Below are 19566 nucleotides of genomic sequence, written 5' to 3' on the forward strand. Positions count from 1 at the left end.
GTTTCATCGCCGGTGAGTCAATTGCTACTCAGGGATGGGTTGCAATGGGCAGTTCTGCATGTCGTCGCCTATGCGCCGCGCCAGTTCCCCGCGCAGCATTTGCAGACCGGAGATGCGCTGGTCGATGTCGGCGAGTTTGCGTTGTAGCGCGGCGCGCAACTGAGGTGCGGCGGCATCCGGTTCGGCCAGCAGCGGCAGGTCGGCTTCGATTTCATTCAGTGTGAAGCCGAGTGTCTGCGCCAGGCGGATGTAGCGTAGCCAGTCCACGGCTTCCGGCGGATAGTCGCGGTAGCCATTGGCGCTGCGGCGGGCGCGCAGCAGGCCACGTTTTTCGTAAAAACGCAGGGTGTCGCGGCTTAGGCCAGTGGCGTCGGCCATCTCTCCGATTTGCATACAGGTCTCCAGATAATGCTTGACCCTGGAGTGTACTCCAGCCTTTAGCATGCCTCATCACTTTGAGGAGCCACCATGCTTACAGCCGCAAACTTCCGCAAAATCGTCCTGGGCAGCGCCGTCTACGACCTGATTGTCACCGCGCCGTTTGCCACCCCGTGGACCTTCGCCGCCGCGCACACGCAGCTGAGTGCCATCAACCAGCAGCTGGGTGGTACGGCGCTGCCCGCGTTCACGCCATTTCATGTGCTGTTCGCGTGCCTGCTGGGCAGCGTGGTGCTGGTGTGGGCCGCGTTGCGCATCAGCGATCCACAAGTACGCTACGGCCGCTTCGACGGTGTCGCCCGGCTGCTGTTCACCACCTGGATGATGTGGACGCTGAACGCCACTGGTGCACCGCTGTTATGGCTATTTATCGTCCCGGAGCTGTCCTGGGGCGTGGTCCAGTGGCTGCCGGCACGCTCTCTACCAGGAAGTCGATAAAGGCCCGCGCCCGCGCAGGTTGCTGTTGACGGCTGGGGTAATACGCGTACAAGTCCGCCGAGGGCAGGGTGTAGTCGGGCAGGATGACTTGCAGGCGGCCGCTGTCCAAGTACTTGGCCGCATCCCATTCGGAGCGCAGGAGGATGCCATGACCGTCGAGCGCCCAGCCCAGCACCACATCACCGTCATTGCTGGACAGGCTGCCGTGGACTTTCACGGTTTCGTGCTTGCGGCCCTTTTGCAGTTTCCAGGTACTGTAGGTATCGTCGTTCTGGCGGTGCAGGATGCAGCGGTGCTGCGTCAGCGCCTGTGGTGTCTGCGGTACGCCATTGCGTTTCAGGTAGGCCGGCGAGGCGCACAGGTAGCGCTGGTTGGAGAGGATCTTGCGCGCGCCCAGGCGTGTATCCGGCAGCTCGCCAAAGCGGATGCCCAGGTCGTACGCGTCCTCCACCAGATTGATGGCACGGTCGGTGAGCTGGAGCTGCACTTCAATGTCGGGATAGCGCTTGGCGAACGCCGACACCAGCGGGGCGATCGTCGTGCGCCCGAACCCCAGCGTCGCATTCACGCGCAGCAGGCCTTTCGGTGCGGCGCGGCTGCTGGATACGGATTCCTCCATGTCGCGGATGTCCGCCAAGATGCGTGCAGCTTGTGTCAGATAAGTCTCACCCTCGCTGGTCAGGCTGACGCGCCGCGTGGTGCGGTTCAGCAGACGGACGCCGAGACGCTGCTCCATCTGCAGCAGTCGTTTGGTGATGGCTGGTGGCGTCAAACCCAGCTCGCGCGCAGTGGCGGCCAGGCTGCCCAGCCTGGCCAGCTGCACAAAGAATGCCATTTCCGAGACGATGTCGTTATTCACTTGAAGTTAATAAAGGAATCAATGTCAGTAAATTATACGACTATCTTTCAAGAGTAAGCTGTCACCATTCTTTAACGGAGACCACATCATGAAAATAGTCGAGATACGCGAAAAGACCATCCCGATCAGCTCCCCGATCCGCAACGCTTACATCGATTTCAGCAAAATGACCTTGAGCCTGGTGGCGGTCATTACCGATGTGATCCGCGATGGCAAGCCGGTCGTGGGTTACGGGTTCAACTCCAACGGCCGCTATGGCCAGGGCAAGTTGATGCGCGAGCGTTTCATCCCCCGCATACTGGAAGCCGATCCGCTGTCGCTGCTGAACGATGAAGGCACCAATCTGGACGCGCACAAGGTGTGGGACTGCATGTTCACGAACGAGAAGCCGGGCGGCCATGGCGAGCGTTCCGTTGCCATCGGCACCATCGACATGGCGATCTGGGACGCCGTCGCCAAGATCGAACGCAAGCCGCTATTCCAGCTGCTGGCGGAGCGCTACGGCGCCGGCGCCCCGGACCGCAAGGTATTCGTCTATGCCGCCGGTGGCTACTACTATCCGGGCCAGAGTCACGAGGCGCTGAAAGACGAAATGCGCAGTTACATCGACCGTGGCTACAACGTGGTCAAGAAAAAAATCGGTGGCGCTTCGCTGGACGAGGACCTGCGCCGCATCGACTCCATCCTCAGTGTGCTGGGGGATGGCCAGAAGCTGGCGGTAGACGCCAACGGCCGCTTTGATCTGGACACGGCCGTCAAATACGCCAAAGCGCTGTCGCATTATGATCTGTTCTGGTACGAAGAGGCAGGCGATCCGCTGGACTTCGAACTGCAAGCCACGCTGCGCAACTACTACGACAAACCCATGGCGACAGGCGAGAACCTGTTCTCCATGCAGGATGCGCGTAACCTGATCCGTTACGGCGGCATGCGCGCGGACCGCGACTGGCTGCAGTTCGACTGTGCCCTGAGCTATGGTCTGGTGGAATACCTGCGCACGCTGGATATGCTGCACCAGCATGGCTGGTCGCGCAACCGCTGCATCCCGCACGGTGGCCACCAGATGTCGCTGAACATCGCCGCTGGCCTGGGCCTGGGGGGCAACGAATCCTACCCCGACCTGTTCCAGCCCTTTGGCGGTTTCCCGGACGGCGTGCAGGTCGATAACGGCTACATCACCATGCCGGACCTGGTGGGCATAGGCTTTGAAGGCAAGGCCAATCTGTATAGCGAGATGAAGGCGCTGAGCGAATAATCACGCAGCTTTGGCCAGTTGCTCGGGCGCGTTCCACACCTGCTGTGCAACGCGCATCATATTGCGGCCCAGGACCAGTTCCGCTTCGCTGTCGCTCATGCCGACCCTGCGCAGCGCGAGCGGCAACTCGCGCCATACTTCCGGTGGCGTGAAGGTTGGCGGGTGCTCCATGCTGTAGCCGGCCGACGAGGGCCACCAGTGCGATGGATCGAATGCGCCTGGCGGCGTGTCATCCAGTCCAGGCTCGGTGAAGCAGATGTCCAACCCTATGCCGGCGTGGCGTACGCCCACCAGGTCGGCCACGTAGGCCGCGTGGCGTGCCACGTCGTCGGCGGTTGGCTGCGCGCTGCCGATAAAGAAGGAGAGGCCGGAGACGCACACCACGCCGCCAGTCGCCGCGCAGGCGCGAATCTGTTCATCCGTCACGTTGCGGCCATGCTGCACCAGCGTGTACGGATTGGCGTGGCTGAAGATGACCGGCCGGGATGAGGCGTTCATGATATCCAGACTGCACAGACGACCCGTATGCGAGCAGTCCATCAGGATGCCGTTTTCGTTGACGGCTTCCACCATGCGGTGCCCCAGGGACGTCAGGCCGCGTGGCACATCATGGCAGCCATCCGCGACGCTGTTGTTGCGGTTGTAGGCGAAGTGAATCTGGCGCACGCCCAGTTGCGCATACAGTGCAACCATCTCCGGCTGCTCCATCAATGGCATGGCGCCTTCCAGATCGAAGGTGATGGCCATGCGGCCGTCGGCTGCGGCCTGAATGATGTCGTCCACGCTGGACACCAGCACATAACGCTCTGGGTCGGCGGCGATGGTGGCGCGGTAGCCCGCGATCACGGACATTACCTGCGACACAGGGTTCATGTCCGCGCCCACGTTCAGCGATACATAATTCACGCCAGCGGCGTGCAGCTTGCGCACCGGCGTGAAGTCGGCCAGTGGATGTTGCGGCAGACAAGCGTGGGCGTCCCAGTTAATCATGATCTTCTGTGTGGTCAAAAAGGCTATATTCCCACGAATGGCCGGGAAGGGCAAATTTGCCGCATGCTTTATACTGTCGGCTTTTCACCGTATTCACCTACCCAAAGGCCGACATGTCTTTCTCTACGCTGGGCCTTGCACCCTCATTGCTTAACGCCGTTACCGAAATCGGCTTCCAGGAACCAACCGCCATCCAGCGCGCCGCCATTCCCGCCATCCTGCGCGGGGAGGATGTGCTGGGCGCTGCGCAAACCGGTTCCGGCAAGACGGCCGCATTTGCGCTGCCGCTGCTGCAATCGATGGTAGAGAAGCGTAAATGGCCACGCAAGCTGCATGGCCTGGTGCTGGTGCCGACGCGCGAGCTGGCGGCGCAGGTAGGGGAATCCATCAGCAAGCTGGCGGAGCATCTGAATGAACCGGTCAAGCTGGCGGTGGTATTCGGTGGTGTGTCGATTAACCCACAGATGATGGCGCTGCGGGGCAGCGCGGACATCGTGGTGGCGACGCCGGGCCGTCTGCTGGATCTGATTGACCACAACGCACTGGATATCTCGCATACCCGCATGCTGGTGCTGGACGAGGCAGACCGCTTGCTGGATCTGGGCTTTAGCGAAGAACTGAACCGCATCCTGGAGCTGCTGCCCAAGCAGCGTCAGAGCCTGTTCTTTTCCGCCACGTTCCCGCCTGCAGTACAGGCGCTGGCGGACAGCATGCTGCACCAGCCGTCGCGGATTGAGGTCCTGGCGGAGCCGGAGAGCCGGCCGGACATCCAGCAGCGCGCGATCACGGTGGATGTGCCGCGCCGTACCATGCTGCTCAAGCATCTGATCCTGGAAAATCAATGGCGCGGTGTGATGGTGTTTGTCGCTACCAAATACGCGTCCGACCATGTGGCCGAGAAGTTGAACCGCAATGGCATCCGCGCCGCGTCCTTCCATGGCGAATTGAGCCAGGGCGCACGTACCGACGCGCTGAAGGATTTTAAAGAGGGCCGCCTGCAAGTGCTGGTGGCGACCGACGTGGCGGCACGCGGCATTGATGTGGCGCGCTTGCCCGCTGTGGTCAATTACGATCTGCCGCGCTCCGCGGTCGACTACACCCACCGCATAGGCCGCACCGGCCGCGCTGGTTTGAGCGGCGTGGCCATCAGCTTTGTGACCGCCGAAACGGAACAGCATTTCCGCCTGATCGAGAGCCGCCAGGGCGGCCGCGTCGAGCGTGAAGTGATTGCCGGCTTTGAGCCGACCGAGGTGGCGCCGGCGCCGGCCAATGGTGTGACTGACATCGTCAACGGTGGCATCAAGGGCAAGCGCAAGAGCAAGAAGGACAAGCTGCGCGAAGCCGCTGCGCTTGAAGCGGCCGGAAAATAATCAGGCTGCGGTATCGCGGAACTGACGCCGGTACTCGGACGGCGATGTATGCAGCGTGGCGCGGAAGTGCTGGCGCAGCGATAGCGCCGAACCGAATCCGGCTTCCTGCGCCACCACTTCTATCGATACATCACTGGTCTCCAGCAAGCCCTGGGCGTGCGCTACGCGCTGGTTCAGCAGCCATTGCTTGAACGAGGTGCCGGTGGCGTCACGGAAGTGGCGCGTAAAATTGCGGCGGCTCATGGCCGCGCGGCCGGCCAGTGCGTCGATGCTGTGATCGTGGGCCAGATGCTGGTTCACCCATTCCAATACCTGCGTAAAGCGGTCATCGCTGCCGCTGACGGGAATCGGACGCTCGATGAACTGGGCCTGGCCGCCCTGACGATGCGGCGCCACCACCAGTTGGCGCGCCACGCGGTTGGCCACTTCAGCGCCGCATAGTTCGCGCAGCAGGTGCAGGCAGCAATCCAGTCCCGCCGCCACGCCGGCTGACGTCAGAATGTCATCATCCACGTAAAGCACTTCACGGTCCACGGTGACGGCGGGGAAGCGCTCGGCCAAGGTGTGTGCAAACGACCAGTGGGTGGTGGCGGTGCGGCCATTCAGCAGCCCCGCTTCCGCCAGCGGAAACGCGCCCAGGCACAGGCCGACAATCCGGGCGCCACGGCGGTGGGCGCGGCGCAGCGCATCCAGCAGCGTCGCAGGTGCTGGCCGGCAGTCGTCGTGCCAGGTCGGTACGATGACGATATCGGCGCGGCTCATTGTCTGCAAGCCGTAAGGCACGGAGATGTCGAAACCGCCGGTGGTGCGCAATGGCGAAGGATCGGGCGAGCAGATCCTGATGTCGAACGCCTCCACATGCCGGAACACCATGCCTGGCACGGATAGATGGAAGGGTGTGATGTCGTCGAAGGCGACGACGGCAATTTTATATTGGGCGCGCATGGCCCGATTGTATCGTATGTATGCCTACGGGCCACTGTTTTGACAGCCGCTGAACGCGCACAATGTCTCTCATCGCAACCCACCAAGGAGAACTAAAATGCGCCGTGCCCTGCTTGTCATTGATGTACAAAACGAATACTTCAGCGGTCAATTGCCGATTGAATACCCGCCAGTGGCTATCTCCCTGCCGAATATCACCCGCGCCATGGATGCTGCGCGCGTGGCTGAAATTCCGGTCGTCGTCGTGCAGCACGACGCCCCGGAACAGTCGCCTATCTTTGCCCAAGGTTCGGAGGGCTGGAAACTGCACCCGGAAGTGGCCAGGCGCCAGGCCAGCCACCAGATCAACAAGGCTTACGCCAGCGTGTTCACGGATACGGATCTGGACAAATGGATCGCCGCCAACAGCATCGATACGCTGACGGTGGTCGGCTATATGACGCACAACTGCAATGCTTCCACCATCTTCGAGGCGGCGCACAAGGGGCTGACGGTGGAGTTTCTGGCGGATGCCGGCGGCTCGCCATCGTATGAAAATGCGGCCGGAAAAGCGAGTGCAGAAGAGATACACCGGGTTTTCAGCACGGTGTTCCATTCGAGCTTTGCGGCCGTGGCCAGCACCGATGAATGGATTGCGGCCGTACGTGACGGGCGTGCGCTGGAGCGTGACAACATCTATCAGTCCTACCAGCGCACCCGCAAATAAGGCTTAGCCGCCCACGCGCTTGGGCTTGTGGCCGAGTTTTGTCAGCTCGGCCATCACGCGTTCGCAATGGTCACCCTGGATTTCGAGGACGCCATCCTTGACGGTACCGCCGGAACCGCACGCGCTGCGTAATTGCTTGCCCAGCGCTGCCAGTGCGTCGGCATCCAGTGGCAGGCCACGCACCAGCGTGACGGTTTTGCCGCCGCGTCCTTTGGATTCACGCGAGACTTTGACGTTGCCGTCGCCAATCGGCCTGGCCTTGGCGGCGGCTTTGCATGTACAGTCGCTGAGCGGCTTGCGGCAGTCCGGGCAGATACGCCCGGTTTCGGTGGAGTAGACGAGGGCCATGGTTTAGTCCTTCAATAAACGCGGCATCAGAATCTCAAAGAAGCGCTTCTGGTCAGAGGCCAGGCATACCTGGACGTTGGGTGTGCCAGCCTGTTCGCGCGTGTAGCCTTCGTGATCGACCATGATGCGCAGCGGGATGGTGGGGCAAACCGATGGATCGATCATCCATGCGACCGGCACCACGTCAAACAACGACGGCATATTGCTGGACCATGGCTGATAGGCGTTTATCCACTGGTGGTAGAGCAGGGCCAATGCGTCGGTGACGGCCGACCCGTGGCCGAGCAGGGCGTTGCGTTCCACTTCGTCGAGGCGGATTTGCGTGGAATCGACGGGCATCATCACAATCGGCACGCCGGAGGTGAACAGCTTTTGTGCGCTGGCGATGTCGGAGACGATGTTGTACTCCTTGTCAACCGGACGCGCTGGCACGTATTGCGATTTGCGGTAACCGCTGCGTACCGAGCCGCCCATCATTGCGACCTGTCTGAGCTTGCCGAAGGTGGCGGCATCGCGTTCGATGGCGGCGCCGATATTGGTCAGCGGGCCAAGGGCCAGCAAGGTAATCTGGCCGGGCTGGCGCTTGATCTGGTCCAGCATGAAGCCGGCCGCGTCGATCTTTGGCGGCAGCTTGCCGCGCTGAGCATAGCGGGCTTGCGTAAATGGCTGCGGGTTGCCGGTGGTATGGATACCCTGGGCTATCGGAATTTGGCCATGGCCGGTTTCACGCAGCATGCGCTCCAGCAGTTGCGCGCGCAGTGCGGTGTCGCCCCAGGCGGTGGTGATGCCGACAATCTCGATCTCGGGGCTTTGCAGCAGCAGGCCCAATGCGAAGGCGTCATCGATGTCGTCGCCGATGTCCATGTCGACGATGACTTTCTGCGGTGCGGCCTGCGCCAGCATCGCGCAGGACAGTGCAAGTACGGAAAACAGCCCGCGTACAGTGCGGGCGAGGGTGGAGGCCATGTAAATCCCTGATGCGTTGGAAGCAGGATTTTACAGGAAGCGGGCTTTCCTCAACGTGGCAGGAACGATGCGGCGATGGGCCGGCGCCACAAAGAACATATAGATGCGTCCCAGCGTATTGTTGATGTGGACCACGGTGCTGACCGAAACCTGCTGCTGCGTCTTGCAGATGGAGAGTTCGACTTTGAGGTGTTTGTCGTTGTCGCCGAGGATGACTTCCCGCTCGCTGAGGTAGCGGATGCGGAAGATGCCGATACGGTCGCCGACCGTGTAAGCACTGGCTGGTTTGTCTGGATCGATGTCGGTCAGCAGGCCAAGGTCTTGCAGGCCGACCAGCTGGACGATGCGGTTGCGGAGCGCCATGGCCGTGTTGACCCAGCGTGGCGTGGTGGCGATCACCTTCAGATAGGTCTCCAGCGCGGACAGCGTGTTTGGCGTGGTATCCACGCTAAAGCAGTCATGAAAATAGGCGCCGGGCAGGCGCTGGGCGATTTCGCTTTGCTGCGGGATGGCGGTTTCGAGAACGGTCATGGCGGTTCCTGTTTTAGCGCGTGATAAGGGCGATGCGGCGCTTGATGCGCTGGGCTTCGGCCGTGTCGCCAGCTTGCTCGGCGCGCATGGCCTGCACGCCAAGCCAGGCAAGCAGTGGCCGGCGCCAGCCTTGGGCGGAGGCGGTGTCCACGGCGTTGGCCAGCACTTGTGGGCTGGCGCGGCTGGTGCGCAGCAGGACACCGCTGGCCACCAGCCGGGACAAAGGATCGGCGATGGCCTGGACGGCGCTTGCTGCTGCCTGGTCGCTTGCGGCGGCTGCCACCGCCTGGTGCTGCGCAGGCAGCAGGGCTGCGTCGGCGCTGGTGGCCTGGCCGGCCAGATAGGCGGCGTAGGCGCGGTCCGCCGGGCTGGCGTCCTGTGCGAGTTTTTGATAGCCGGCGCAGTCTTCGAAGACCAGCGAGGCGACACGGGCCGCGCATTGGATCAGTTCCGCGCGTATCATCAAATCCACTTTGCCGGTACTGGCCAGCGCGCTGCGGGCGCGCTGGTGTTCTGCGGCTTCAACACGGGCGTTGCCTTCCATGTAGGCTGCCGTGGCGTGCTCGATGCCGTTTTGCGCGTTCATCTGCCAGTCTGGCACAGGAGGATTGTTGCCGCAGCCAGCGAGCAGCAGGACGGATATCGCGATGATTTTTTTCATGGCAGCTTGATCTCCGTATCGCGCTTGAATGGCCATTTGCGGTTGATTTCGTTGACCAGTTGTTCGACGCGGCGCAAGCTGCTTTCCACTTCACCGCGCAAGGCGCCCAGATCTGCCGTAGCTTCCTTGGTGTTGGAGGCGACGGCCTGCGCTTCAACCAGCACGGCATCCATTTTTTTCAGGCTGTTGCGCGCATCCGCCAGCAATCCATTCAACTGGACGATGGTGGCTTGCGCATCCGTCATCACGCCTTGCTGGCCGAAGACGCGTTCGTCGGCGTGGCCGATCAGGCTATCTGCCTTTACCGCCAGCGCATTGACGGTGACCAGCAGCTTGTTGGCGCGCTCGGCAAGCTGCTGTGCATTTTTGTCGTCGCCGGCGATCACGCCCATGGCGCCATACGGGCCATTGAGCTTGCCGGTAACGCCCTGCACATTGGCGAGGCTGGCGGCCAGTGCGGAATTTTCCGCTGTGAGGTCGTTCAGGTTTTGCAGCAGCTCGCGTGCGGACGCCAGCAGGCGCGGGATTTCGGCGGCTGCATCGCCAACCAGCAGCGAACGTGTAGCGCCGTCTTCCAATGGCGGATCGGTGGGGATGCCGCTGAATGCGCGCAGCTTGGCGCCGCCGACGATCGCCCGTTCAAGCGTGAAGATGCTGGAGCTGCGCAGCCAGTGCGCGTCCTTGCGCGGGACGTCGACCAGCACGTGGGCTTTGCCTTCTGTGCTTAATTCAATGCGCCGCACGCGGCCGATGGGGAAGCCGGCAAAGGTGACGTCCATGCCGACCACTACGCCTTCGGAATCGTCTGCCTGCAGCACCAGCGTCTGGGTGGACTCGAAGGCGCCGCGCGCGTACATGAGGTAGAGGGCGGATCCAAGTACCAGCGCCACCATCAGCACCAGCAGCATGGCGGCCTTGAATTCGGCATTCCGCACCGGGGCGGTTTCATTGGTTTGTTCTGTCATATTAGTAGTAGTTCCCCATGAGCGACGCGACTTCGATGAAGAGCATCACGGCAAACAGGCGCACCATGTCCGACAGGCCGTGCGTGACCTTGTTGCGGTAGCTGGCGCCAAAATAAAAGGAGGAGGCCATCGGAATCAGTCCGACGGCAAAGCTGAAGAACACGATTTTCAGCACCAGGATCAGTGTCACGGCCGGGTTGAACACCTGTCCCACCACGCGCGTGTAGCCAGCCATTGCCCACGGCGTAAAGCCATACAGCGACAGGTAGGCCAGTATCAGCGTGAGTACGCAGCTGACCGCCGCCAGCATCCACACGGCGAAGATGCCTGCTGCTACGCGCGGGAAGAACTCGGTGTGCAGCTCGGCCAGCGTCACCGTGCCGGCGCTGCGACGCTGGGCGAATTCCAATCCTGCCGGCAGTGTGGTGCGCAGGGCAACGAAGGCTGCTGCCGTCAGCGGCACCAGTTCCAGCACCAGTACCCGCACCACCATCTCCAGCGCAAAGCGCGACAGGCCGTAGCTTTGCGAGGTCACCACCACAATCCGTATCAGCACCAGGCTGACCAGCGCGGACAGCACGCCATACCAGGCCAGGTTGGGCGCCGTATCGGCAACCAGGTGACGCGCGAGCAGGGGGCGCTTGTCGCGTCCATAGGTGGAGGGCAGCAGTGCCAGCGTGAACATCACCACCGCAAAGTGCAGCAGCCGCCACCAGCTATGCAGCCAGTCGACTGTGCCCTGATGCAGCCGTTGCAGGACGGTAGGGATCGATGCTTGTGTGCTCATATTGGCATATTAGCACCGCCGGCGCCCAGGCAGGCGTCCGCTACTTTTCCGGGAAGCTGGCGATGATGGCATCCGCTGCTGCGCGTACGCGCGCGCTGCGGCTCAAATCGCTGTGCATCACCAGCCAGACGTCATAGTGATCGACGCGCTCCGGCCAGATGCGTACCAGCCGCTTGTCGCCGTCGGCCATGTGGCAGGGCAGTTCGGTGACGCCCATGCCCTGGCGCGCCGCTTCGATCAGCGCCAGGCCGCTGTTGACCTCCATGGCGACGCGTGCGTTGTGCACGGGTTCCAGGCATATTTTCTCGCGATGGCGGGGCGCCACTGTGGCCTGATAGATCACGATGTCGTGGCCGGCCAGCCCATTGCCCTGGACCGGCATGCCGCGCGCCTTCAGGTAGCCCGGCGTAGCGTACAGGCCCATGCTGCGCCTGACCAGGTGGCGCGAGATCAGGTCGGGACTGGTGGGCTTGAGGGTACGTACCGCAAGGTCGGCCTCGCGCCGCGTCAGGCTGGTGATATCGGTGCTGGTGCTCAGCACAATGCGGATATCGGGATGCTGCACGTGCAGCCGCTGCATGGCGTTGATGACAAAGTGGATGGCCATGGTGTCGGACGTGGTCACGCGCACACTGCCCGACAGGCGGTTGTCGATGCCCTGCATCTCGCGTTGGAACTGCAGGGCCGCCTGCTCCATCTTCTCGGCGGCGCTGAGCGCCAGTTCGCCGGCCGGCGTGGCCATATAGCCCGATGGCGTGCGCAGGAACAGCCGCGCGTTCAGCGAACTTTCCAGCGCGTTGAGGCGCCGGCCGACGGTGGCCTGGTCGATATCCAGCATGGCAGCGGCAGAGCGCAGCGTGCCTTTGCGGTAAATGGCGAGGAAGATGCGGGCGTTGTCCCAGTCCATGGCGGGCATTTCACGTGATGCATTTTTGCATCGGAGTGCTGATGTTATGCGTATTTACTGCATCGCGCAAGCGGCCTACCATGCGCGCATGAACACGACAACCACAACGGCGGCGCCAGCCCGCCAGATTCCCCCGCTGTTGATGCTGATGACGCTGGCCATCGGCTTTGTGATGGCGATGATCGATGTCACCGCCGTCAATACGGCGTTGTCCGACATCTCGGCCAGCCTGTCGGTGCCGCTCACGGGCTTGGTGTGGGTGGTGGACGGCTACACGCTGACCTTTGCCGCGTTGCTGATGGCGGGCGGCGCGCTGGCCGACCGCTACGGCCCCAAAGCCGTGTATCAGGGCGGGTTGTGCGTGTTTATCCTTGGCTCGGTACTATGCGCGCTCGCGCCGAGCGGTAATGCGCTGATCGCCGCGCGCCTGCTGCAAGGCGCCGGCGCCGCGCTGTTCATGCCCAGTTCCCTGAGCCTGCTGACGCATGCTTATGAAGACCAGGCCACGCGTGCGCGCATGCTGGGTACCTGGTCGGCCATTGTTGGCTGCTCGTCGGCCGCCGGCCCGCTGGTGGGCGGCCTGCTGGTGCACGAATTTGGCTGGCGTAGCGTGTTTTGGGTGAACGTGCCTATCGGCTTGCTGGGCATCGTGCTGACGCAGGTGCTGGCGCCTGCCACGCCGCGCCACGAGCGTGATCTGTCAATGCTGAGCCACGTGCTGGGCGTGACAATGCTGGCGGCGCTGAGCTTTGTGCTGATTGAAGGCCCGGTGCTGGGTTGGACGTCCGCTGCGGTGTTGTCCGCGGCGGCTGCGGCGATGGCCGTGGCGACGCTGCTGGTGCGGCGCGAGCGCAATGGCGCGCATCCGCTGCTGCCCAAGGCGCTGTTTGAAACGCCGGCATTCGCAGCGGCCAACGGCGTCGGCTTCATGATTAATTTTGCAGTGTTTGGCCAGCTGTTCCTGCTTAGCCTCTTTATCCAGCAGGGCGGGGCGGACGCGCTGCAAACGGGCCTGAAACTGATTCCCATGATGGCGGCTTTCGCCATCGGCAACCTGACCTCGGGCCGCATTACCGCCCGCACAGGTACGCGGCCGCCGATGCTGTATGGCCTGATGGTTGGCCTGCTCATGGCGGTACTGATGCTGCTTGGCCTGCGTCCCGAAACGCCTTACTGGCTGCTGGTAACGGCGGCGGTGGTGATGAACGTTGCGATCGGTATTGCGATTCCTGGCATGACAGCCACCGTGATGCTGGTGGCCGGCAAGGCGCACGCCAACAGCGCCGCCGCCGCACTCAACGCCAACCGCCAGATCGGCGCGCTGGTGGGCGTGGCGATGATGGGCACGGTGATGCACATGGCGCAGAACTGGTCGCTGCGCCTGCCGCTGGCGTTCACGCTGATCGCAGCGGCATACGCAGGCGCGCTATGCCTGGTCTACCGCTACGTCAAGCTGGGAAAACCGGTTTAAATACCGTGTTTGGTGCGCCATTCGATCATCTCGGCGATGGTCAGAATGGGCATCTGGTGCAGTTCGGCGAAACGTTCGATGTCGGCGCCGCGCATCATGGTGCCATCCGGGTTCATCAACTCGCACAGTACGGCCGATGGATTCAGGCCCGCCATGGTGGACAGGTCGACCGAGCCTTCGGTATGGCCTTTGCGGGCCAGTACACCGCCTGGCGTGGCGCGCAGCGGGAAGACATGGCCTGGATGTACCAGGTCGGATGGCCTGGCGTTTGCTGCCGTCGCCGCGCGGATGGTGGTGACGCGGTCGGCAGCGGAGACGCCGGTGGTCACGCCTTCGCGCGCTTCGATCGATACCGTGAACGGCGTGCCGTAACGGCTACCGTTATTGGCCGCCATCATCGGCAGTTCCAGTTCGCGCACCTTGTCGGCGCTCAGGCACAGGCAAACGATGCCGCTGCATTCGCGGATCATCATGGCCATGGTTTCCACGGTCATCTTTTCAGCGGAGACGATCAGGTCCGCTTCGTTCTCGCGGTCGAAATCATCGAGCAAAATGACAGGCACACCGGCGCGCATGGCTTCCAGCGCCGCGTGGATGCGGCCTTCCAGGTCATCGGATACGAGGGAGTAAGGGGATACTGCGGTTTGGTCCAGCATAGGTGAAACGCTCCTTGTAAGAATCAGGAACGCGACAGGGCAAGCGAATACGCGCAGCCAGCTACGCCGATCTCTCGGGCAGCAGGATACGTAATAAGCGCACATCTTCTTTCATCCGGACTTTAACCGTCGGCCCTGGAGTTACACCAGATCTGCGCCGAAGCGCTCGCGGGCTTTACCGCCGGTGGGGAATTGCACCCCGCCCCGAAGACGTCGTTGTTGTTACCCGCCGGGTGGCAGGCAAGCGAGGATTCTAGCCTAAATTAAGAATTTCGGTGTATGGTAGCTGTTCTCTAAAATTTTCAAGCACTGCGGAATGAAGCTGAATAACCTGCGTATCCTGTCCGGCGCTGCACTGGTGGCGTGTACTTTTCTGGCGCAAGCCGACGATCTTCCAGCACTTAAGCTAAGTGACAAGATTCCAGTTGGACCGCAGGTCAAGGTTGGCAAACTTGCCAATGGCCTGACGTACTACATTCAAAAGAACAGCCGTCCGGAGAAGAAGCTGGAGCTGCGGCTGGTGGTGAAGGCAGGCTCCATCCTGGAAGACGAAGACCAGCAGGGCCTGGCGCACTTCACGGAGCACATGGCATTCAACGGCTCGACGCACTTCAAACGCAATGAGCTGGTATCGTATCTGCAGTCGATTGGGGTAAAGTTTGGCGCGGACCTCAATGCCTACACCAGTTTCGACGAGACGGTTTATATCCTGCCTATCCCGACTGACAATAAGGAAGTTGTGGAGAAGGGCTTCCAGGTGCTGGAAGACTGGGCGCATGGCCTGTCGTTCAACGATGCCGATATCGATAGCGAACGTGGCATCGTGCTGGAAGAACTGCGCCTCGGTAAGGGTGTGGACGACCGCATGAACAAGATCGTCCTGCCCAAGGTGCTGAACGGCTCACGCTATGCGCAGCGTATGCCGATCGGTAAAGAGGACATCCTCAAGAGCTTCAAATACGACGCCATCAAGCGCTTCTACCGCGACTGGTATCGTCCGGACCTGATGGCGGTGGTGGCCGTTGGCGACATCGATCCGGCCGAGGCGCAGCGTTTGATTGAACAGCATTTCGGCAAGCTGAAAAATCCCGCCACACCGCGTCCACGCGACTACGCCAAAATCCCTGAGCGCCAGGATTCCGAAGGCATCGTCTTCACCGACAAGGAAGTCAGCGCCAACACCGTCTACATCCGCTATCCGATCCAGTCCTGGCCGGCCGGCGAGACGATTGCCGATTACCGCCAGAAGCTGATCGACAGCATGTACAGCTTCATCCTCAGCCAGCGCATGTACGAGTTGACGCAGCAGGCGAATCCGCCATTCCTGCAAGGCGGCAGCGGCATGAACAAGATCGTGCGCGGTTACCGCTCGTTTGGCGCAGGTGCGGTGCTGGGCAAGGGCGGTGCGACGCCGGCCATCAATGCGCTGGTGGAGGAAGACCAGCGCGCGCGCCAGTACGGCTTTACCGCCTCTGAAGTGGAGCGTGCCAAGAAAGGACTGCTGCGGAATTACGAGCGCATGTACAACGAGCGTGACAAGTCCGACTCGGGTGGCTACGCGGCGGAATACATCCGTAACTTCCTGGAGCAGGAGACGATTCCTGGCACCGCTGCGGAGTACCGTTACGCGACGGAGCTGATCCCCGGTATTACGGTGCAGGAGGTGAATGCCGCCGTACGCGCCGCGATTCCGCTCAATCAGAGCAAACTGGTGATCTATTCCGGCGTCGACAAGCCGGGCGTGGTGCAGCCGAAAGCCGATGAACTGGTGGCGACTGCGAGCGCAGCGGAAAAGAACGCCGTCAAGCCGCTGGAAGAGAAGGTCTACGCCAGCCAGCTGATGCCGGCGCTGCCGAAAGCCGGCAGCATAGTCAGCGAAAAGGTCAACGCCAGCATCGGCACCACGGAACTCACGCTGAGCAACGGCGTCAAGGTCGTGCTCAAGCCGACGGATTTCAATAACGACCAAGTGATTCTGGGCGGCTTGCGCTACGGCGGCTGGTCGCTGCTGCCGGACAGCGATGTCTTTGCCGCGCACTACGCCAGCAGCATCGTCGGCCAGATGGGCGTGCTGAATTACACGCCCAACGATCTGGTGAAAGTCCTGGCAGGGAAGAGCGTGAGCTCCAGTGCCAATGTCAGCTCGCTCAATGAATCGGTGGGCGGCAGCTCGGGCAGTTCGGATGTGGAGGCCATGCTGCAGCTGGTGTATCTGCAAATGACGCAGCCGCGCAAGGACGCTGCAATCTACACCGCCTACGTGGATCGCCAGCGCGAACTGGCGCAGAACAATCTGGCAAGGCCGGAGTCGGTGTTCTACGACACGGTGACGTCCACCCTGTATAACAACAATCCGCGTGTGCTGCGCGCTGCCAAGCCGGCCGACTTTGACCAACTGGCGCTGGACCGCGTACTGGATATCTATAACAGCCGCATGTCCAGCGCGCGCGGCTTCACCTTCTTCATTGTCGGCAGCTTCGATGTGGCGAAGATCAAGCCGCTGATCGCGACTTACCTGGCCAGTTTGCCGGTGGGCGAGATTCCGGTGGCGTTCAAGGACGAAGGCGTCCGTCCGATCAAGGGCGTGGTGAAGAAGGAGGTGCATGCCGGCTCCGAGCCGAAGAGCACGATCTCGCTGTCCTTCACCGGCGAAGTGGCTTACTCGCGCGCCGAACGCATGCGCCTGCAGGCACTGGTGGAAGTCATGAATCTCAAGCTGATTGAAACGCTGCGCGAGAAGATGGGCGCCATGTACAGCGGCGGCATGAGCGGCTCCATGAGCCGTATCCCGTACGGGAACTACACTATCAACGCCAGCCTGCCATGCGCGCCGGAGAACGTGGACAAGGTACTGGCCGCGACCTTTGCTGAAATCGACAAGATCAAGCAGGGCGGCGCGGAAGAGGCGGACCTGAACAAGGTCAAGGCCTCGTGGATCAAGAATTACCGCAAAGGCATGCGTGAAAACGGCTACTGGATGGCGTCCCTGCAAAATGCCTTCTTCAACAATAACAATCCAGAGGATATACTGGCCTATGAGTCACGCGTGAACGCGCTGACGGCTGCGGACTTGAAAGAGGCCGCGCAACGCTACTTCGATACCGACAACTATCTGCAAGTAGTGCTGTACCCCGAGAAGTAAGGAGCAATGCAATCATGGCAAAGAAAAAAGAAGAGCTGGACCCGGAAACCCTGGAACTGATTAACTGGTGTATCGAAGTGGAGGGCTTCCTGGTCAAGGGCGGCGCCACGCAGGAGCAGGCGCAGGAACATATTGAAGAGCAGGTAGAATGGTTCACCGACCAGTTCTACGAAGGCTTGACGCCTGAGGAAGCGGCCAAGGAAGCCCTGGCCTAAGCCTTATCCGGCACGGCGTCGTGACAGGCGACGCCAAATTTATTCCCCTCCGGGTCGCGGAAGTAGGCGCCATAGTAGTTGGCGTGATACTGCGGACGCAGACCCGGCGCACCTTCGCAAGTGCCGCCATGCTCGCGCGCGGCTGCATAGACGCGATCCACGATCTCCCGTGAATTTGCCAGCAAGGCAACCATCTGGCCATTGCCGGCGGCAGCCGGCTGGCCATTGTTGGGCGCGCCGATTACAAACAACGGCCGCCCGCCTTCCGCCGGTTGCCATGCCGCCCACGGCTTGCTGGCGTCGGCGAAGCGCAGCTTTGCGCCCAATGCCTCCAGCACCGCGCTGTAAAACGCCAGCGCCGGTTCAAAGTTGTTAATTCCCACATAAACGTGCGACAGCATTTGCTTCCTCCCGCGAGTGAGTATATCGTCAACATTTGGAGACCCAAGTGTACGCGGAGACGGACGGGAATGGAAAAAAACATCATGGAACTTACACCGGGCATGGCGCCGCAGCGCCAGATTACCGATCTGCCAGGGCCAAGGGCGCGGCCGCTGATGGGCAATATACGCGAGATTCGCGCCCAGCCTTTCCACCGTGTGCTGGAGGGCTGGGCACGCGAGCATGGTCCGCTCTACCGCTTCCGCATCATGCGCAAGCAGATGCTGGCCACGGCCGACCGCGATCTGATCGCCTCGCTGCTGCGCGACCGGCCGGACGTGATGCGCCGTTCCAGCCGCACGGCGGAAATGCTGAATGAAGTGGGCACGCGCGGCCTGTTCACGGCCGAAGGCGAGGAATGGCGCCGCCAGCGCAAGCTGGTGATGCGTGCGCTGACGCCGGAAGTGATCCATAACTTTTTCCCGACCTTGTCGGCGATGACGGAACGCCTGCGGCTACGCTGGGAGCGTGCCATTGCCGATGGCCGCCCCGTTGATTTGCTGCGCGACCTGAAGGCGTACACGCTGGACGTGATCATCGGCCTGGCCATGGGGCAGGACATCAACACGCTGGAGCTGGAAGAGCATCCGCTGCAGCGCGATATCGAGTTCCTGTTCAAGCTGGTGGCCAAGCGTCTGACCACGCCGTTTGCCTACTGGCGCGTGCCGATGCTCAAGCGCGAGCAGGATCATGAAGCGGTTGCTGCCGCAGCGCGCATTCAACAGGCGATCTTCGGTTTCATCGCCGGCGCGCGCAAGCGGTTGGCGGAGAATCCGGCATTGCGCCAGAAACCCGCGAATATGCTGGAGGCCCTGATTGTGGCGCGCGACGAGCCGGATTCCGGCTTTACCGATGAGGGCGTGGTGGGCAACGCCATCACCATGGTGTTTGCGGGCGAAGACACCACGTCGAACACTGCCGCGTGGCTGCTGGAGTTCCTGGCCGATCACCCGCAGGCTGCGGCGCATATGGCGGCAGAATCGCAGCAGGTGCTGGGCGCGCGCACCGTGCTCGATGATTATCATTTGCTGGACAAGCTCAAATACATCGACGCCGCAACGCGCGAAGCCATGCGCCTCAAGCCGGTGGCGCCGTTTATGGCGGCGGAGCCGAATCAGGATGTGGTGCTGGGCGATCTGGCCGTGCCGGCGGGTACCGTGATTTTCCTGCTGCTGCGCCATGCATCGGAGCGCGAATGCGAGTTGTCCGAGCCCGAGCGCTTCATGCCGGAACGCTGGCTGGATGGCGCCATCGGGCAGGGCGACGACCCTGGCCGCAAGCTGTTTCCGTTTGGCGGCGGGCCGCGTTTCTGCCCGGGGCGTTACCTCGCCATGGCGGAAATCAAGATGGTGATGTCCATGTTGACGCGGAATTTTGCGCTGGCGCGCGTGCCAGGTGCGCCTTCCGCGCGCGAGTGCTTTACCTTCACCATGACGCCGGATGTGTTGCCGGTCCGGCTGGTGCATAATTAATCC

21 protein-coding genes and 1 riboswitch are annotated in these 19566 nt (G+C 61.9%); of the genes, 8 read left to right on the plus strand and 13 right to left on the minus strand.

Annotated elements, in window-relative coordinates; genetic code table 11:
- Nucleotides 1-24: 24 nt before the first annotated feature.
- Nucleotides 25-393, minus strand: a complete 369-nt coding sequence (locus tag GTP58_RS03255; protein ID WP_161076244.1) for a MerR family transcriptional regulator — start codon at nt 391-393, stop codon at nt 25-27.
- Nucleotides 394-468: 75 nt separating this feature from the next.
- On the opposite strand from GTP58_RS03255, the gene GTP58_RS03260 reads away from it, so the two are divergent.
- Entirely contained in the window at nt 469-876 is a 408-nt protein-coding gene (locus tag GTP58_RS03260) for a hypothetical protein (RefSeq protein ID WP_161076245.1), read from the plus strand.
- Here GTP58_RS03260 and GTP58_RS03265 read toward each other — a convergent pair.
- Nucleotides 806-1735, minus strand: a complete 930-nt coding sequence (locus tag GTP58_RS03265) for a LysR family transcriptional regulator (RefSeq protein ID WP_161076246.1) — start codon at nt 1733-1735, stop codon at nt 806-808. The genes GTP58_RS03260 and GTP58_RS03265 overlap by 71 nt on opposite strands.
- Nucleotides 1736-1823: 88 nt before the next feature.
- Here GTP58_RS03265 and GTP58_RS03270 point away from each other — a divergent pair, with 88 nt between their 5' ends.
- Complete coding sequence (locus tag GTP58_RS03270) at nt 1824-2990, plus strand: mandelate racemase/muconate lactonizing enzyme family protein (RefSeq protein WP_161076247.1); 1167 nt, start codon at nt 1824-1826, stop codon at nt 2988-2990.
- Here GTP58_RS03270 and GTP58_RS03275 read toward each other — a convergent pair whose 3' ends face one another.
- Nucleotides 2991-3980, minus strand: a complete 990-nt coding sequence (locus GTP58_RS03275; RefSeq protein WP_161076248.1) for a dipeptidase — start codon at nt 3978-3980, stop codon at nt 2991-2993. It abuts the gene before it with no gap.
- A gap of 113 nt (nt 3981-4093) precedes the next feature.
- On the opposite strand from GTP58_RS03275, the gene GTP58_RS03280 reads away from it, so the two are divergent.
- Nucleotides 4094-5350 carry a DEAD/DEAH box helicase gene (locus GTP58_RS03280; RefSeq protein WP_161076249.1) on the plus strand — a complete coding sequence of 419 codons (1257 nt, stop codon included), beginning with the start codon at nt 4094-4096 and terminating at the stop codon, nt 5348-5350.
- Here GTP58_RS03280 and GTP58_RS03285 read toward each other — a convergent pair whose 3' ends face one another.
- Nucleotides 5351-6295, minus strand: a complete 945-nt coding sequence (locus GTP58_RS03285; protein ID WP_161076250.1) for a GlxA family transcriptional regulator — start codon at nt 6293-6295, stop codon at nt 5351-5353. It abuts the gene before it with no gap.
- A 97-nt stretch (nt 6296-6392) separates the two neighbouring features.
- On the opposite strand from GTP58_RS03285, the gene GTP58_RS03290 reads away from it, so the two are divergent.
- A complete protein-coding gene (locus GTP58_RS03290) occupies nt 6393-7001 on the plus strand; it encodes a cysteine hydrolase family protein (protein ID WP_161076251.1) in 609 nt (202 codons plus the stop codon).
- Nucleotides 7002-7004: 3 nt separating this feature from the next.
- Here GTP58_RS03290 and GTP58_RS03295 read toward each other — a convergent pair whose 3' ends face one another.
- Genes GTP58_RS03295 through GTP58_RS03325 form a run of 7 tightly spaced genes read right to left on the minus strand, consistent with a single transcriptional unit; the run spans nt 7005 to nt 12166 of the window.
- Nucleotides 7005-7349, minus strand: coding sequence for a translation initiation factor Sui1 (locus GTP58_RS03295; protein WP_161076252.1), 345 nt, complete (start codon nt 7347-7349; stop codon nt 7005-7007).
- Between the two features lie 3 nt (nt 7350-7352).
- Nucleotides 7353-8315 carry a nucleoside hydrolase gene (locus tag GTP58_RS03300; protein ID WP_161076253.1) on the minus strand — a complete coding sequence of 321 codons (963 nt, stop codon included), beginning with the start codon at nt 8313-8315 and terminating at the stop codon, nt 7353-7355.
- A gap of 30 nt (nt 8316-8345) precedes the next feature.
- Nucleotides 8346-8846 carry a DUF2867 domain-containing protein gene (locus GTP58_RS03305; RefSeq protein ID WP_161076254.1) on the minus strand — a complete coding sequence of 167 codons (501 nt, stop codon included), beginning with the start codon at nt 8844-8846 and terminating at the stop codon, nt 8346-8348.
- Between the two features lie 13 nt (nt 8847-8859).
- Entirely contained in the window at nt 8860-9507 is a 648-nt protein-coding gene (locus GTP58_RS03310) for a hypothetical protein (RefSeq protein ID WP_161076255.1), read from the minus strand.
- Nucleotides 9504-10472 carry an MlaD family protein gene (locus tag GTP58_RS03315; protein ID WP_161076256.1) on the minus strand — a complete coding sequence of 323 codons (969 nt, stop codon included), beginning with the start codon at nt 10470-10472 and terminating at the stop codon, nt 9504-9506. Before GTP58_RS03315 ends, GTP58_RS03310 begins: the two co-directional genes overlap by 4 nt.
- 1 nt (nt 10473) lies before the next feature.
- A complete protein-coding gene (locus GTP58_RS03320) occupies nt 10474-11259 on the minus strand; it encodes an ABC transporter permease (protein ID WP_161076257.1) in 786 nt (261 codons plus the stop codon).
- Nucleotides 11260-11299: 40 nt separating this feature from the next.
- Nucleotides 11300-12166, minus strand: a complete 867-nt coding sequence (locus tag GTP58_RS03325) for a LysR family transcriptional regulator (RefSeq protein WP_072781515.1) — start codon at nt 12164-12166, stop codon at nt 11300-11302.
- 88 nt (nt 12167-12254) lie between these two features.
- Between GTP58_RS03325 and GTP58_RS03330 the strand changes: the two genes are divergently transcribed.
- Nucleotides 12255-13637 carry an MFS transporter gene (locus GTP58_RS03330; RefSeq protein WP_161077246.1) on the plus strand — a complete coding sequence of 461 codons (1383 nt, stop codon included), beginning with the start codon at nt 12255-12257 and terminating at the stop codon, nt 13635-13637.
- On the opposite strand, the gene ribB is transcribed toward GTP58_RS03330, so the two are convergent.
- Nucleotides 13634-14293 carry a 3,4-dihydroxy-2-butanone-4-phosphate synthase gene (gene ribB, locus GTP58_RS03335; protein WP_161076258.1) on the minus strand — a complete coding sequence of 220 codons (660 nt, stop codon included), beginning with the start codon at nt 14291-14293 and terminating at the stop codon, nt 13634-13636. The two genes, GTP58_RS03330 and ribB, sit on opposite strands and share 4 nt — an antisense overlap.
- 99 nt (nt 14294-14392) lie before the next feature.
- A riboswitch (FMN riboswitch) is annotated at nt 14393-14509 on the minus strand.
- A gap of 100 nt (nt 14510-14609) precedes the next feature.
- Between ribB and GTP58_RS03340 the strand changes: the two genes are divergently transcribed.
- Both GTP58_RS03340 and GTP58_RS03345 read left to right on the plus strand, forming a co-directional pair.
- Nucleotides 14610-17435, plus strand: coding sequence for a pitrilysin family protein (locus GTP58_RS03340; protein ID WP_161076259.1), 2826 nt, complete (start codon nt 14610-14612; stop codon nt 17433-17435).
- Nucleotides 17436-17449: 14 nt separating this feature from the next.
- Nucleotides 17450-17650, plus strand: coding sequence for a hypothetical protein (locus GTP58_RS03345; protein ID WP_072780462.1), 201 nt, complete (start codon nt 17450-17452; stop codon nt 17648-17650).
- Here GTP58_RS03345 and GTP58_RS03350 read toward each other — a convergent pair.
- Nucleotides 17647-18051, minus strand: coding sequence for a VOC family protein (locus GTP58_RS03350; RefSeq protein ID WP_161076260.1), 405 nt, complete (start codon nt 18049-18051; stop codon nt 17647-17649). The two genes, GTP58_RS03345 and GTP58_RS03350, sit on opposite strands and share 4 nt — an antisense overlap.
- Before the next feature lie 84 nt (nt 18052-18135).
- On the opposite strand from GTP58_RS03350, the gene GTP58_RS03355 reads away from it, so the two are divergent.
- Nucleotides 18136-19563, plus strand: coding sequence for a cytochrome P450 (locus GTP58_RS03355; RefSeq protein ID WP_161076261.1), 1428 nt, complete (start codon nt 18136-18138; stop codon nt 19561-19563).
- Nucleotides 19564-19566 lie beyond the last annotated feature (3 nt).

The sequence above is a fragment of the Duganella sp. CY15W genome, assembly GCF_009857555.1.
In the GTDB taxonomy this organism is placed as follows: Bacteria; Pseudomonadota; Gammaproteobacteria; order Burkholderiales; family Burkholderiaceae_D; genus Rugamonas; species Rugamonas sacchari.

Coding starts and splice junctions, on each gene's coding strand:
- GTP58_RS03325 (WP_072781515.1), bottom strand. CDS start 12,166: ATGGACTGGGACAACGCCCGCATCTTCCTCGCCATTTACCGCAAAGGC.
- ribB (WP_161076258.1), bottom strand. CDS start 14,293: ATGCTGGACCAAACCGCAGTATCCCCTTACTCCCTCGTATCCGATGAC.
- GTP58_RS03285 (WP_161076250.1), bottom strand. CDS start 6,295: ATGCGCGCCCAATATAAAATTGCCGTCGTCGCCTTCGACGACATCACA.
- GTP58_RS03320 (WP_161076257.1), bottom strand. CDS start 11,259: ATGAGCACACAAGCATCGATCCCTACCGTCCTGCAACGGCTGCATCAG.
- GTP58_RS03255 (WP_161076244.1), bottom strand. CDS start 393: ATGCAAATCGGAGAGATGGCCGACGCCACTGGCCTAAGCCGCGACACC.
- GTP58_RS03345 (WP_072780462.1), top strand. CDS start 17,450: ATGGCAAAGAAAAAAGAAGAGCTGGACCCGGAAACCCTGGAACTGATT.
- GTP58_RS03260 (WP_161076245.1), top strand. CDS start 469: ATGCTTACAGCCGCAAACTTCCGCAAAATCGTCCTGGGCAGCGCCGTC.
- GTP58_RS03290 (WP_161076251.1), top strand. CDS start 6,393: ATGCGCCGTGCCCTGCTTGTCATTGATGTACAAAACGAATACTTCAGC.
- GTP58_RS03305 (WP_161076254.1), bottom strand. CDS start 8,846: ATGACCGTTCTCGAAACCGCCATCCCGCAGCAAAGCGAAATCGCCCAG.
- GTP58_RS03310 (WP_161076255.1), bottom strand. CDS start 9,507: ATGAAAAAAATCATCGCGATATCCGTCCTGCTGCTCGCTGGCTGCGGC.
- GTP58_RS03340 (WP_161076259.1), top strand. CDS start 14,610: ATGAAGCTGAATAACCTGCGTATCCTGTCCGGCGCTGCACTGGTGGCG.
- GTP58_RS03270 (WP_161076247.1), top strand. CDS start 1,824: ATGAAAATAGTCGAGATACGCGAAAAGACCATCCCGATCAGCTCCCCG.
- GTP58_RS03275 (WP_161076248.1), bottom strand. CDS start 3,980: ATGATTAACTGGGACGCCCACGCTTGTCTGCCGCAACATCCACTGGCC.
- GTP58_RS03350 (WP_161076260.1), bottom strand. CDS start 18,051: ATGCTGTCGCACGTTTATGTGGGAATTAACAACTTTGAACCGGCGCTG.
- GTP58_RS03295 (WP_161076252.1), bottom strand. CDS start 7,349: ATGGCCCTCGTCTACTCCACCGAAACCGGGCGTATCTGCCCGGACTGC.
- GTP58_RS03300 (WP_161076253.1), bottom strand. CDS start 8,315: ATGGCCTCCACCCTCGCCCGCACTGTACGCGGGCTGTTTTCCGTACTT.
- GTP58_RS03315 (WP_161076256.1), bottom strand. CDS start 10,472: ATGACAGAACAAACCAATGAAACCGCCCCGGTGCGGAATGCCGAATTC.
- GTP58_RS03330 (WP_161077246.1), top strand. CDS start 12,255: ATGAACACGACAACCACAACGGCGGCGCCAGCCCGCCAGATTCCCCCG.
- GTP58_RS03355 (WP_161076261.1), top strand. CDS start 18,136: ATGGAACTTACACCGGGCATGGCGCCGCAGCGCCAGATTACCGATCTG.
- GTP58_RS03280 (WP_161076249.1), top strand. CDS start 4,094: ATGTCTTTCTCTACGCTGGGCCTTGCACCCTCATTGCTTAACGCCGTT.